Annotated in this window: 10 protein-coding genes and 1 pseudogene; 7 read left to right on the top strand and 4 right to left on the bottom strand. The window is 60.6% G+C overall.

The features are described from left to right. Positions 1 to 43: 43 nt before the first annotated feature. A complete protein-coding gene (locus FGZ14_RS15670) occupies positions 44 to 2,005 on the top strand; it encodes a VWA domain-containing protein (protein WP_139925148.1) in 1,962 nt (653 codons plus the stop codon). A gap of 333 nt (positions 2,006 to 2,338) precedes the next feature. Here the strand turns inward: FGZ14_RS15670 and FGZ14_RS15665 are convergent, their stop codons facing one another. Further along, on the bottom strand, positions 2,339 to 3,121 hold the full coding sequence (locus tag FGZ14_RS15665; protein ID WP_139925147.1) for a porin family protein: 783 nt from the start codon (positions 3,119 to 3,121) through the stop codon (positions 2,339 to 2,341). A gap of 654 nt (positions 3,122 to 3,775) precedes the next feature. Here FGZ14_RS15665 and FGZ14_RS15660 point away from each other — a divergent pair. The 5 genes and pseudogenes from FGZ14_RS15660 (at position 3,776) to FGZ14_RS15640 (ending at position 9,552) form a co-directional block, all read left to right on the top strand. Beyond that, positions 3,776 to 4,606 carry a prephenate dehydratase gene (locus tag FGZ14_RS15660; RefSeq protein WP_139925146.1) on the top strand — a complete coding sequence of 277 codons (831 nt, stop codon included), beginning with the start codon at positions 3,776 to 3,778 and terminating at the stop codon, positions 4,604 to 4,606. A 139-nt stretch (positions 4,607 to 4,745) separates the two neighbouring features. After that, complete coding sequence (locus FGZ14_RS15655) at positions 4,746 to 5,909, top strand: pyridoxal phosphate-dependent aminotransferase (RefSeq protein ID WP_139925145.1); 1,164 nt, start codon at positions 4,746 to 4,748, stop codon at positions 5,907 to 5,909. 57 nt (positions 5,910 to 5,966) lie between these two features. After that, positions 5,967 to 6,851: pseudogene (locus FGZ14_RS15650) on the top strand (prephenate dehydrogenase); the annotation flags it as partial. A gap of 209 nt (positions 6,852 to 7,060) precedes the next feature. Beyond that, positions 7,061 to 8,167, top strand: coding sequence for a chorismate mutase (locus FGZ14_RS15645; RefSeq protein WP_139925143.1), 1,107 nt, complete (start codon positions 7,061 to 7,063; stop codon positions 8,165 to 8,167). 311 nt (positions 8,168 to 8,478) lie between these two features. Then, the gene (locus tag FGZ14_RS15640) at positions 8,479 to 9,552 is read left to right on the top strand and encodes a proline iminopeptidase-family hydrolase (RefSeq protein WP_139925142.1); all 1,074 of its coding nucleotides are present in this window, start codon (positions 8,479 to 8,481) and stop codon (positions 9,550 to 9,552) included. 139 nt (positions 9,553 to 9,691) lie between these two features. On the opposite strand, the gene FGZ14_RS15635 is transcribed toward FGZ14_RS15640, so the two are convergent. Further along, on the bottom strand, positions 9,692 to 10,501 hold the full coding sequence (locus FGZ14_RS15635) for a tetratricopeptide repeat protein (RefSeq protein WP_139925141.1): 810 nt from the start codon (positions 10,499 to 10,501) through the stop codon (positions 9,692 to 9,694). A 350-nt stretch (positions 10,502 to 10,851) separates the two neighbouring features. Between FGZ14_RS15635 and FGZ14_RS15630 the strand changes: the two genes are divergently transcribed. Next, positions 10,852 to 12,222, top strand: a complete 1,371-nt coding sequence (locus FGZ14_RS15630; RefSeq protein ID WP_180754374.1) for a lysophospholipid acyltransferase family protein — start codon at positions 10,852 to 10,854, stop codon at positions 12,220 to 12,222. A 145-nt stretch (positions 12,223 to 12,367) separates the two neighbouring features. Here FGZ14_RS15630 and FGZ14_RS15625 read toward each other — a convergent pair whose 3' ends face one another. Together FGZ14_RS15625 and FGZ14_RS15620 are read right to left on the bottom strand one after the other, a co-directional pair. Beyond that, complete coding sequence (locus tag FGZ14_RS15625) at positions 12,368 to 13,039, bottom strand: hypothetical protein (protein ID WP_139925139.1); 672 nt, start codon at positions 13,037 to 13,039, stop codon at positions 12,368 to 12,370. Then, positions 13,039 to 13,866: a metallophosphoesterase gene (locus tag FGZ14_RS15620; protein ID WP_139925138.1), complete on the bottom strand. Its 828-nt coding sequence runs from the start codon at positions 13,864 to 13,866 to the stop codon at positions 13,039 to 13,041. Before FGZ14_RS15620 ends, FGZ14_RS15625 begins: the two co-directional genes overlap by 1 nt. Between the last annotated feature and the right edge of the window lie 17 nt (positions 13,867 to 13,883).

Raw genomic sequence — 13,883 nt, 5'->3', positions numbered from 1 at the left:
CATTTACTAAGCCAGCCTTATCCACCTCTATTCTTCTGAACCGATGAAACTTCTCCTGTGCAGTTTACTGGCCGCCGGATTGCTGGCAGCACCTGGCGTCTGCTTCGCCCAAAAGAATGCAACTATAAACAAGGTACACGCCAGCTATACTGTGCAGGGCCAAGTTACTGATGAAACTGGCCAGCCCCTCCCAGGCACCACTGTTTTGGTAAAAGGCACCTCCGTTGGCACCAGCACCGACCATGAGGGCCGTTACCAACTGCGTGTTCCTGGCAGCAGCAAGACTTTAGTTTTCAGCGCCATTGGCTTTGTCTCCAAAGAAATAAAGCTTACCACACAGCGCCTACTGAATGTACAGCTGAAAGCTAGTGCTGCCCAGCTAAGCGAAGTGGTAGTGACGGGTAGTGCCCCCGTTATGCATCGGGAGGTGACAGGTAGCGTAGCCACCGTTACTGGCGCGCCCATCAACGGACAGAAGCAGAAGCGCCGCGCTACTGCCCTGCAAGGCCGGGCAGCCGGAGTGGCTATCAGCCCGAGCGGCGGCTACATGATGCCCCGCCCTGAACCCGGCGCGGGCGAAACCTACGCCTCGCTGGCTGAAAACGGCTTCCACAATGCTACCAAAGACCCGCTGAGCACCTTCAGCATTGATGTGGATGCGGCCAGCTACAGCAACGTGCGCCGCTTCTTGCAGCAGGGCCAACTGCCCCCGCCCGACGCGGTGCGCACCGAAGAGCTGATCAACTACTTCCAGTACGACTACCCCGCCCCGGCCCCTACCTCCTCTGAGCCTTTCCGGGTACTTACGGAGCTGGCCGAGTGCCCCTGGAACCCCGAGCACCAGCTGGTGCAGGTGGCGTTGCAGGGCCGCCGGGTGGCTACCGAGAAGCTGCCACCCGCCAATATGGTCTTTCTGGTTGATGTGTCGGGCTCCATGATGGGCGAGGACCGGTTGGGACTGGTGCAGCAAAGCTTGCGCCTGCTCACCAAAGAGTTGCGGCCCCAGGACAAGGTAGCGCTGGTAGTGTACGCCGGAGCCGCCGGGCTGGTGCTACCCCCTACCCCCGGCTCCCGTCGCGCCGACATCCTGGCGGCCATCGACCAGCTGCAGGCGGGCGGCTCCACGGCCGGCGGGGCCGGCTTGCGCCTGGCTTACCAGGTAGCGCGTCAGAACTTTGATAAAGAGGGCAACAACCGCGTCATTCTCTGCACCGATGGCGACTTCAACGTGGGTGAGCAAAGCGACGCGGCCATGGAACACCTTATCACCCAGGAGCGGGAAACCGGCGTTTTCCTGACGGTGCTGGGGGTAGGCCAGGGCAACTACCAGGATAAGAAAATGGAATTGCTCGCCGACAAAGGCAATGGCAACTATGCCTACCTCGATAACCTCGACGAAGCCCGGCGGGTGCTGGTCCGGCAGTTTGGTGGCACCCTATTTACTATTGCCAAGGACGTAAAGCTGCAGGTGGAGTTCAATCCGGCCCGGGTGCGGGAGTACCGCCTGGTAGGCTACGAAAACCGCCTGCTGGCCGCCGAGGACTTTAACAACGACCGCAAAGATGCCGGCGAATTGGGCGCGGGCCACACCGTTACGGCCCTTTACGAGGTAGTGCCCGTGGGGGCCCGCTCCACCGTCGATCCACTTAAGTATCAGTCGGTGCCGGCACCCAAGGGTAGCGCCTCCGCTGAGCTGCTCACCGTGAAGCTGCGCTACAAAGAGCCCCAGGGCAGCAAAAGCCAACTCCTGGAACAAGCCCTGACCGGTGCCCCTCGCCCCCTTACCGAAGCCAGTGAAAACCTGCGTTTCGCGGCGGCGGTAGCCCAGTTCGGGATGCTGCTGCGCCAGAGCGACTACCGCGGCTCGGCCACCTGGGAATCAACGGCCCGCCTGGCCGAAGGTGCCCGGCGCTTCGACCCCGATGGCTACCGCGCCGAGCTGGTACGCCTGGTGAAGCTGGCGGAAGGCCTGCGCCCGGCCCCGGCGGAGGTAGGCGCGCGGTAGTAAACCCATCAGATACAGCTCATTAAAAATCTTACTGTCAAGATCTTGCAACCTATGAAGCCCTCATTGGCTCTTGCCAGCACCATCCGTTTACGCGGGTAGTTTCGGGCGTTTTGCTGCCGCTCTTCCTACCCCCCGAAGTCGGCCCAACCCCACGCACCAGCGGCCGGGCAGCGCCGGTTGCAGACGCGCCGCCGTAAGCGCCGCCGGGCCGACTTCGGCTTTACAGCTGATTGCCGTGCTTTATTCTTACGCTTGTATTTCTTGTGCATGAAAAAGGCCCCATCGAAAATCGGTGGGGCCTTTGTGCGGGAATAGGAGTTGGAGAGAGAATTAGAACGAGTAGTTGACGGAGGCCTTAATCACGCGGTTCTGGGCGTCGAAATTATTGTTTTTGTCCAGGGAAGAGAGCCCGTAGTCGTAGCCGGCGCTCAGGCCCAGGCCGTTCTGGAACTGGTAGCCCAGGCCACCCGTCACGCTAAAGTCCACGGGGCGGAACTGGTCTTTGATGTCGAAGTTCTCATTGAAGGCCGAGAAACCCAGGGCGCTGGCATTCACGCGGGCCTTACCTGAGAGCAGCACCGAAGCCTGCGGACCGGCAAACACGTAGAACCCATCGGTGAGGTAGGCTTTAGCCAGCACCGGAATATCAAGGTAAGCCATGCGGGCGGTGGCTTTCACCTTGGCGTTCAGGAAGTCGAACTGCTCCAGCGGAATGCGGCCCGTAAGCACGGTACCTTTCTCGGAGTAGCCTACCCCCGGCTCAATGGCAAAGCGCGGGCCCAGGGGCAGCGTAGCATACAGGCCGGCATGGAAGCCGGTCTTCATGTCCTTGGTTATGGCCCCGTTGGTGTAGTCGGCCAGGTCCATCACGCTGTTCACCGCGTCGCCCGACCAGTCGGTTACGTTCACACCGGCCCGGATGCCGAACTTGACCCCATCGGTAGCGGAAGACGAGGAAGAATAAGATGGCGTAGAGCGAACCGGGCGGGCCTGAGCCGGACCCGTATACTTCGGTACGCGGTGGGGCTGGATCTGAGCCTCGGAGGCCGTAGCAAATGCGGTAACAAAAAGGGCAGCAGCGGCCAGGCGGCCGAAAAGTCGCTTCGTATTCATGGCAGGAAGGATTGGAAGGAAGGGCCGGCTACCAAGGGTGCGCAGCGGGTGGCTACCGGCTTCTGAAGAGGTAGTATTACAAAACCGTGCCAATTTCCAGAACTAACCTTCGTACTGCCTGCCCCAAAGACCGAAACCTACCCCTATTATCATTGCAATTTATTGATATACAACACTTTGATTACATAAATAATTGTTGATACTTGACCCTCCGCTATCCGGGCTGTTTGCGCTGGTGGCCCGCTGCTCCCGAACGTTTGTTCGTATATATCTCTGAAAAATTAATTTGGAATTGCCGCAGATGCGCTTCACCTTGCCAGCACAAAGCACTTGATTTTCATGCGTCAGCACACCGGCCGCTTCTTTTTTAGCTATTACTTCTACTACGCCACCACGTAGTCGAGCGGCCCTCCTGTAGCTTTTTTAACCGAAACCATACAGCGCCTCTCGACAACCTCGGGAGGCGCTTTTTTTACGCTTACGCACTAGCTTCTCATGCTCACCCCAGCTTTCTTTTATTACGGCTATTACCGCTTCTTTTTTACAAAGAAGCCGGGCCCTGTTTGCCGAAGCTGACCTACGAGCAGCCTTCACCACAAACCCAAGGCCCCGCACTCCGGAGGCCTTTTTTAGTACCCTTTCACTACCAATATCATGCTCCCAGCCGTTGCCATTCAGGGTTTCGAAGGCAGTTTCCACCAGATAGCCGCCCGGCGCTTCTTTAGCCCGGCGGTGGAGGTAGTGACCTGCGCCACGTTTGGAGAGGTAGTGAATTCGGTGGTGCGGGGCACGGCCGGGGCGGCGGTACTGGCCATCGAAAACTCCATTGCCGGCAGCATTCTGCCCAACTACACCTTGCTACGCAAGTCGGGGCTGCGGGTGATGGGCGAGACGTATCTGCACATCCGCCAGCACCTGATGGCCCTGCCGGGACAGCAACTGGAGGATATTACCGAAGTGCACTCCCACCCCATGGCCCTGCTGCAGTGCGCCGACTACCTCAGCCGCTACCCACACTGGCGCCTGGTGGAAACGGAGGATACGGCCCTGAGCGCCCAGCGCATCCGGGAGGGTAGCCGCGCGGGCGTGGCGGCCGTGGCCGGCACCCTGGCCTCAGAGCTGTTCGGGTTGCCCATTCTGCAGGCCGATATCCACTCCGAGAAAAAGAACTACACCCGTTTTCTGGTGGTAGCCCGCCCCGAAAATGCCCGGGAGGTGGAGCAGCCCAACAAAGCCTCGCTCTACTTCCATACTGCTCACGCTCAGGGCAGTCTGGCGCGGGTACTGGTGCGCATTGCCGAGCTGGGCATCAACCTATCCAAGCTGCAGTCATGCCCCAAGCCGGGCAGCACCTGGCACTACTACTTCCACGCCGACCTGGAATTCGAGCAGCCTGAACAGCTGCAGGCTGCTATCCAGGCCATTACTCCACTTACGGAGGGTCTGGAAGTGCTGGGAGTTTATCATAAGGGCGATACGCATTAAGAATACAGCAACTGCCTTTCTCCGTCATCCTGAGCAGAGCGAAGGACCTCTAAAGAAGCTCATTTTCCCTACCCCCAACGAAGCGGTTAAGGTCCTTCGCTTCATTCAGGACGACAGAAAAGAACTCATAAAAAGCCCTATGCACGTTTCCGTAGCCAGCCGCCTTCAGCATACTCAGGAGTACTACTTCTCGCAGAAGCTGCGGGAAATTGACGGCCTCAACAAAGCCGGCAAGCAGATCATCAACCTGGGCATTGGCTCTCCTGATCTGCCGCCTCACCCCAGGGTAGTAGCGGCTCTCACGCAAGCGGCCGAGCAGCCCAATACGCACGCCTACCAGAGCTACAAGGGGGTGCCCGCCCTGCGCCAGGCCATGGCCGGCTGGTACCAGCGGCAGTACGGCGTAACGCTAGACCCGGAAGCGGAAATCCTACCCCTGCTGGGTTCCAAGGAGGGCATTATTCATGTGAGCATGACATTTCTGGAGGCCGGCGACGAGGTGCTGATTCCCAACCCAGGCTACCCCGCCTATCGGGCTGCCGCCCACCTGAGCGGCGCTACCCCCGTGGAGTACGACCTAACCGCCGGCAACCACTGGCTGCCCGACCTGGAAACTTTGGCCCGCCGCGACCTGAGCCGGGTGAAGCTGATGTGGGTAAACTACCCCCACATGCCCACTGGTACCGCCGCCGATACCGCGTTCTTCGCGAAGCTGGTGACCTTCGCCACAGAGCATAACATCCTGCTGGTTCACGACAACCCGTACAGCTTTATCCTGAACACGGAGCAGCCCCAGAGCCTGCTGGCCGTGCCGGGCGCGCGGGAGGTGGTGCTGGAGCTGAACTCTCTGAGTAAGTCGCACAACATGGCCGGGTGGCGCGTGGGCATGCTGGCAGGCCGGGCCGATCTGCTGCAGGAGGTGCTGCGCTTCAAGAGCAACCTCGACTCCGGGATGTTTCTGCCGGTGCAGCTGGCCGCCGTGGAAGCCCTCAACCTGGATGCTACCTGGTACCAGGAGCTGAACGCCCACTACGCCGCCCGCCGGGAACTGGTGTTTGAGCTGCTCGACGTCATCGGGTGCTCGTACAGCCGGAACCAGGTAGGCTTGTTTGTGTGGGCCACCATTCCGGCCGGGTATGCCGATGGCTACGCCCTCAGCGACGAGCTGCTCTATAACGCCAATGTGTTCATTACGCCGGGCGGCATCTTTGGCAGCAACGGCAACGGGTTTATCCGGGTGAGTTTGTGCCAGACCACGGAGGTGCTGCAGGCGGCATTGGAGCGGGTACGGGCTGTATCCTGATTTTTTAGCCCGCAGAGGGCGCAGAGGGTTTCGCAGAAGGCGCAGAGTCGTGCTGACGGCAGATCATCCAAACTCACCATTTCACTATCTCACCACATGGTAGTTACTATCATCGGAATAGGCCTGATTGGCGGCTCGCTGGCCCTTAGCCTCAAGGAAACCGGCCTAGCCCACCACATCATTGGAGTGGACCACAGCCCTGAAAACCAGCGGCAAGCCATAGCTTTAGGGCTGGTAGATGAGGTAGCAAACGACTTAGCCGAAGCCGTGCAGCGCGCCGACCTGGTAGTGGTGGCCGTGCCCATGGACGCCATGCTGGGTGTGCTACCCCAAGTACTGGACGCGGCCACCGACCGCCAGGTGGTCATCGATGTGGGCTCGACCAAGGCTACCCTGCTGGCCGCCGTGGAAGCCCACCCCCACCGCACCCGGTTTGTGGCCGTGCACCCCATGGCCGGCACTGAGTACTCCGGCCCTTCGGCGGCGGTGCCGGGCTTGTTTAAGGGCAAAACCCTGGTTATCTGCGACGCGGCCCGCAGCGCCGAGGACGCCGTGGCCCGGGTGGAGGCCGTATTCGGCCGCCTGGCCATGCAGCTGGTGTACATGGATGCCACGGCCCACGACCTGCACACGGCCTACATCTCGCATATTTCCCACATTACCTCTTTCGCGCTAGCCCTCACGGTGTTAGAGAAGGAAAAGGAAGAACAGCAAATCTTTGCTTTGGCCAGCGGCGGCTTTGAATCGACGGTGCGCCTGGCCAAAAGCTCGCCGGATATGTGGGTGCCCATCTTCCGCCAGAACCGCGTGAACGTGCTGGACGTGCTCGACGAGCACATTCACCAGCTGCAGCATCTGCGTGAGCTGATCCATCAGGAAGACTACTCGGCTGTTTATCAGCAAATCGAACAGGCGAATTTGATCAGGAAGATTTTGAAGTAGGAACCCGTGTAGCGCGGACTTTAGTCCGCCGCTCCGATTTAGGTAACTCAAGTTGCGGACTAGAGCTAAGCTACACTCCCTTCTTTAGAAAGGAGGGGAGCTAACTTTCTAGCTTCTAGCGCTAATCTGCCGCTCCGATTCAGCTAAAAAGCTGGCAGCGGACTAAAGTCCGCGCTACCCCATCGCAGACACAAAACCTCAACATACTCATGGAACAGCTACTCACCTCTCCTGCCGACGCGGCTGAGCACCCGAAATTCCTTGCCAAAAAGCCGCTTATCATTTCCGGGCCGTGCTCGGCCGAAACCGAGGAACAGCTTATTGCCACCTGCACTCAGCTAGCCGCCACCGGCAAGGTAGATATGCTCCGGGCCGGCATCTGGAAGCCCCGCACCAAACCCGGTCTGTTCGAGGGCATTGGCACCAAGGGCCTCCCCTGGCTGCAGCGCGCCAAGCAGCTGACGGGCCTGCCCACCACCGTGGAAGTAGCTACACCCAAGCACGTAGAAGACGCCTTGGCCTTCGATGTGGACGTGCTCTGGATTGGGGCCCGCACCACGGTAAACCCCTTCTCGGTGCAGGCCCTGGCCGATGCGCTGCGGGGCGTAGATATTCCGGTGTTCATCAAGAACCCCGTGCACCCCGACCTGGAGCTGTGGATGGGCGCCGTGGAGCGCCTGGCCAAGGTAGGCAACCAGAAAATCGGGCTGATTCACCGGGGCTTCGCCAGCTACGGCAACACCGAGTACCGCAACGCCCCCATGTGGCACCTGCCGATTGAGATGAAGCGCCGCCTGCCCGACCTCCCCATCATCTGCGACCCGAGCCACATCTGCGGCAACCGCACTGGCCTGGCCAGCGTGGCCCAGAAAAGCATCGACCTGGACTTCGACGGGCTGATGCTGGAGTCGCACATTGACCCCGACAATGCCTGGAGCGACGCCAAGCAGCAGGTAACGCCCCAGCGCCTCGCGGAGCTGCTCGACGGCCTGATCTGGCGCCACGAAACCACCGACCAGCAGGAGTTTCTCAACAAGCTCAATCAGCTGCGTACCCAAATCAACCAGCTCGATGATGAGATTCTGCACCTATTGGGCCGCCGCATGCAGGTAGCCGAGAGCATCGGACAGTACAAGAAGGATAACGGCATCACCATTCTGCAAACCAGCCGCTGGAACGAGATTCTGGAGCGCGGCATTCAGCAGGGTAACCGGCTGGGCCTCACCCGCGACTTCATCCTCAAATACTTCGACGCCGTGCACCTGGAGTCCATCAACCGCCAGAACCGCGTGATGAACCGCGAGAATCTGGAGTAGTGGGTGATAAGGTAAAGCCAGAACGTCATGTCGAGCTTGCCGAGACATCTCGCTCGAATCGTTGGGGTAGTAATTCCTACGTCAGCATGCGAGATGTCTCGGCAAGCTCGACATGACGTTTTGGTTTTGCTGCTTTCCACACCTTATAGCACTTCATCCTGGCAAACCCTTGGCGCTACCAGCCGTCAAGGGTTTGCCGCGTTAGTGGGGGTAGCACGTTGGTCAGGGCGGATAGCTTCGCCGTACTCGCTATGACGGCAGCAGGTTTACTTCGTTCTTGCTATCATTAAGAAATCAACTAAACCCGCCCTATGCCCATCCCTACCCTCGCCCGCGCCGCCAGCCTACTGCTGGCCGCTACTCTGCTTATAACCAGCTGTCAGCAGAAGCCCGATGCGGCTTCGGCCCCTGGCAGCACCGCCCCGAATGCTACCCCCTCGGCTTACCTGAAACCCTTTGAATCGGGCGTCCGCAATGGGGGCGTGAAGATGATTCCCATCAAAACGCCCAAGGGGGCCTTCAACGTCTGGACCAAACGGTTCGGGACGGGCAAGATCAAGGTGCTGCTGCTACACGGCGGCCCGGCCATGACCCACGAGTATTTTGAGTGCTTCGAGAGCTTCTTTCCGCAGGAAGGCATCGAGTTCTACGAGTACGACCAGCTCGGCTCCCATTACTCCGACCAGCCCAAGGACGACGACCTGTGGCGCACCGAGCGGTTTGTGGATGAGGTAGAACAGGTGCGCCAGGCCCTGGGCATTGACAAGTTTTACGTGCTGGGCCACTCCTGGGGCGGCATCTTGGCCCTGGAGTACGCCCTTAAGCACCAGGATCATCTGGCGGGCCTCGTCATTTCGAATATGGTAGCCAGCATTCCGCGCTACGATGCCTACAACAAAACCCTACGGGCTCAGCTGCGCCCTACCTTGCTGGACTCGCTGGAGAAGTTTGAGGCCAAGAAGGACTACCACAACCCCACCTATGAGGCGCTGGTAGTCAAGAACTACTATTCCAAACACTTGCTGCGCCTGCCCGAAGTGCCCGAACCAGCGGCGCGCTCCTTTAAGCACGTCAACCAGCATGTGTATGAGCTGATGCAGGGCCCCAACGAGTTCAAAACCGCCGGCCGCCTGCTCACCTGGGACCGGTGGAACGACCTGGGCCAGATTACCGTGCCCACCCTCATGATTGGTGGCCAGTTTGACACCATGAACCCCAAGGACATGGAGGAAATGAGCCGCCGCGTGAAGCAGGGCAACTACCTGCTTTGCCCCCAGGGCAGCCACATGAGCATGTGGGACGACCAGCAAACCTACTTCCGGGGCCTCACCCGCTTCCTGAAATCCGTGGACGATGGCTCATTCAAGGCTGGTACTACGCTGTAGTAGTCCAAGCCCAGTGAGAGGTTACCAGACAAACTAATTACGTGTCCTCCGCCTGTTCATCCTTTGCTCCCGCTCAGGTTGACAGGCGGGGGTAGGGTAGCAAGTTGTTGTGGCCGTGCGTGAGGCTGGTGCGCTCTGGCTACTCCGGTTTCGCAGCAGTGGCCTTCATGCGCTCCTCAATCTGGCTGAGCAGGAAGGCGGCGTCCTGCTTATGCGCGTCATCGGGAAACAGCTCTACGGCGCGGCGGGCATGGGTCTGGGCTTTTTCAAAGTCCTTAAGCTCCAGATACACGAAGGCCAGATTCAGGTGCGCCGTGGCGTAGTTCGGGCGCAGCTGAATAGAGCGCACGAACGGCGCCAGGCTTTCCTGAAACTGCCCCAGCCGCTGATAAGAGTAGCCCAGGGCAAAATACGACAGGTAGTCGCCCTGGCCGTGGTCGTGGGCCTGCTGGTAATACTGAATGGTACGCCGGAACACCTCGTCCTCGCCCAAGTCCTCCTCGGCGCAGTCGCACTGCTGCACCGTGAAATAATAGTCGCCGAGGGCGCGGTTAAGCTTGTAGTTATCGGGGTACTTGTTCTTGAGCTTTTCCAGTACCCGCCGGGCCGGAAAAGAGTAGTACGGGGTATCGACGCCCAGCTGGCGCAGGCTGTCAGGGGAGAGGTCCAGCAGCTTCAGGTCGCGGAAGGCGAAGCGCTTCAGGTCGTCGGTGGCAGTGTAGTAGTTGAGGGCCAGACTGGTTTTCTGCAGGGCCACGGCCGGGTCTAGGTTCATCTGGTCCAGCAGCCGCAGCAGCTTCCACGCCGATTCGTACTTGCGCTCCAGCACCAACTGGTTTGCCCGGCGCAGGGCCGTAGCCTGGGCGGCATCGGCGGTGGCCGGCGCTGTTTGGGCCCATCCTACCGCCGGCACAAGTAACAGGAGCAGCAGAAGCAGGGGCAGGCGCATAACGGGCAAAACAAACATGGGCTTCAAAGATGCGGGAATTTGCGCGGACCTGCCCGGCCCGGCTTCTACGGCACGGCGGTAAGGTTTGTCGGCCCCGGCGGCCTGGTTTCGCTTTCACCCGGGCCAGCAAAAAGTCCCGCCGGCCGGGCCTGCTGCACCCAGGCAGCCCAGCCACAGTCCGCAGGGCCGGTTTCGCGGCCCCGGTTCTGCCGGTCCGAAAAGTCTGAAGCCGGTAACTTGTGGGGAAGGGCCCGGCGGAAAAATGCGCAGGTTGCCGGCAGGTGCCCGGCAACTCCGGGGCTATGGTTGAGTATAATTCCCACCCCACCAAAAACAGCTTTCTTGCGGCCATGCTCTTTTACACAGTGATGAAGCCCCTCGTGCAGGTGGCCCTGCGCGTATTTTTTCGTCGCCTGGAGGTGCGCCACCCGGAGCGGCTGCGCATGCCGGGGCCCCTGCTTATTGCCAGCAACCACCCCAACACCCTCATGGACCCGCTGGTGGCGGCCGTGAACCGGCGGCAGCCCATTGCCTTTCTGGCCAAGAGCACGTTTTTCAAGAACCCCATCTTGCGGGCCATCATGGAATCGGGCAACTCCATTCCAATTTACCGCCGCCAGGATGTGGAAACCGGGGCCGAAACCCTGACGCCGGCTCAGCTGGAAGCCCTCAACGAGAAGATTTTCGGGCGCTGCTACGACTACTTTGACCGCAGTGGTACCATCATGATTTTTCCCGAGGGCACCAGCGTGTCGGAGCGACGGCTGCGGCCCCTGAAAACCGGGGCGGCCCGCATTGCGCTGGGGGCTGAGGCCCGCCACAACTTTCAGCTGGGCCTGCACATCCTGCCCCTGGGCATCAATTACTTCGATCCGCAGCGCTTCCGCTCCGATGTGTTCATGGATTTGGCCCCGCCCATCCGGGTAGCCGATTACGCGGAGCAGTACCGCCAGAACCCCGAGGCCGCCGCCGACGTGCTGACCGAGGAAATTCGCCGCCGCCTGGAGTCGCGCCTGGTTATTACGCGCACCGATGAGGAAGACGAGCTGGTAACGCAGGTGGAGCGCACCTTCGGCCAGCACCTGATCCAGGACGATGAGGAAACGCTTTACGACAACTTCCAGCTCAGCCGTACCCTACTTAAGGCCGTGCGCTTTTTTGAGGAGCACGATGCCGACCGCCTCGGCGAGGCCCAGGAGAAGCTGCGGGCCTACCACCAGCAGCTACACCAGCTGCGCCTGACCGATGAAGCCCTGGAGGCGCGCCCCGGCGGCGGCAGCCGGGCGGTCCGGGCCTTTGGGGCAAGCCTGCGGCTGCTGGCCGGGGCACCGTTCTACCTCTACGGAGCCCTGAACAACTACCTGCCCTACATCATCCCGTCGATGGTGGCCAAGCGGGCCACCCAGGATGCGGAATTTGTGGCCCCCATCATGCTCGTGACGGGCATGCTCACGTTCACGCTGGCCTATGTGGGGCAAACCGCTCTGGTGTACCACCTTACCCAGAGCCGGGGGTGGGCCCTGCTGTATCTGCTAAGCCTGCCCCTGTCGGGGTTTTACGCCCTGAGCTATTGGGGCAACCTGGCTGGCCGACTGCGGCGCCTGCGGGCCCTGCGCTTGTTCCGGCAGCAGCGGCCCCGCATGGAGCAGCTGCTCCGGCAGCGCACCGAGCTGCTGCATTTGCTACGTGAAGCCCGCGAAACGTACCTGGCCCGGCGGTAGGCTCCAATTGCGTCGGTATGGGCATGAGTCTGTCTGCTCGTAGCTCCCTACCCCTATAACAACGACAAACCCCTGGCTTCCAAAGCGGAGCTCAAGGGTTTGTCGTTGCTATAGGGTAGGCCTGCCAAGGCTGATGCGGCCCAGACTAGATGTCCAGCTTCAGGCCCAGGCTCAGGGTCAGGATATCAATCGGCGACAGGCCCTTCAGGTTTTGCACGTAGCTAATCAGGTACAAGTCGTTGGAGCCCAGCTCATAGTACGCCGACAGGTTACGGGAGCGGCCTTTGGCCATGGGAGGCAGGGCGTAGCTCAGGCGGCTGCCCAGCAGAGGCCCCACCCGCGTATCAGTCGAGAACCAGTAGTAGCCGCGGTAGTACTGGTTGGGCTCCTCATCGTTGAGGGTGCCGTGGGTGTAGCTGAAGTAGCCGCCCACCATCAGGGGCTTAAGCGCCCACTTCTGGGTCTTGCCCAGGGGTAGCGTCCAGGGCGAGTACAGCAGCTTGGCTGAGTAAATAGATAGGCGGGAGCCCGCGTACTTGCGCGGCACGTAGCCGATCAGAATGTCCAGATCAAGGCGGTCCTTGAGCGAGTAGCCGGCGCCTGCGGCCACCATGCCCAGGCCCCCGCCCGTTTGGGCTACCAGGTGGCGTGGCCGGTACCAGGGCAGGGGCTCGGCCGGAGCAGCCTGAGTCGGGTTCAGGGCAGCCGGGGGGGTAGCACCGGTGGTGTCGGGCAAGAGGGTTGCAGGGCCGTTGGGGCCCGCCAGGGCGGCCAGCGGAGCAGCCGCCAGGGCGGCCAGGAGTAGTCGCTGTACCATTAGAACTGTACTTTTTTCAGCCGGAACTGCTTGTCGCCCCACACGGTCACAATCACGTATTGGCGCTTCTCGAAGCCGTAGGAGTTGATGTAGGTAACGCCATCGTTGAAAGGTTCCCCGATACTGAAATCATGACGGTGGCCGTTCATCTCGAAGGCCAGGCGCGGGTCGTTGCGCAGAGCCGTTACGTACGCGTCGCGCACGGCGGGGTCAAAATCCTCATCCTGAGGCGGTACGTGCGAAATGATGACGTGGCGGCGCGTGGAGGTATCCTTCAGTTCCTGATTGACCCAGGGCATGTTCGGAATCTTGCCATCGAAGTCATACTCCCGCCCGTTGGTGTCGGTCATGATAAACTTCGTGTCGCCGTAGGCAAACGAGTAGTTCAGGGGCCCGAAAATGGCCTCGTAGGCTTTGCGCCCGTTGCCCACCGAGTCGTGGTTGCCGATGACGGTGACGTAAGGGATTTTCAGCTTGCGCAGGTGGTCATCTACCCAGCGCATCTCGCGGCCGAAGCCGAAGTCGGAAATGTCGCCGGCAATAATCAGAAACTGCACACCGGCCTGCTGGTTTACGCTTTTCACCAGGTCCTCGGCCTCATCATAGAAGCGCTGAGAATCACCGGTAAACACAAAGCGCAGGGTGTCGCCGGCCGGTAGCGGGTTCTGGTTAAGGCGGGCCAGGTTTTTGGCCGTCAGGTCCTGCTGGCGGGCGGGCGCGCGGTGGTCGTTGGGGCTAAACTCCAGCATCTCGCAGCCGCCAAATAGCAGGGCGGCCGCGGCGGGCAGGAGCGCACGGGAGGGGAAGGTTCGGAAAAATGAGCGCATAGGCCTCGGCACAAAAA

Source organism: Hymenobacter sp. DG01 (assembly GCF_006352025.1).
Lineage (GTDB): Bacteria > Bacteroidota > Bacteroidia > Cytophagales > Hymenobacteraceae > Hymenobacter.
Note: the sequence above shows the minus strand (reverse complement) of the source record. Positions and strands in the feature narration are given on the sequence as shown.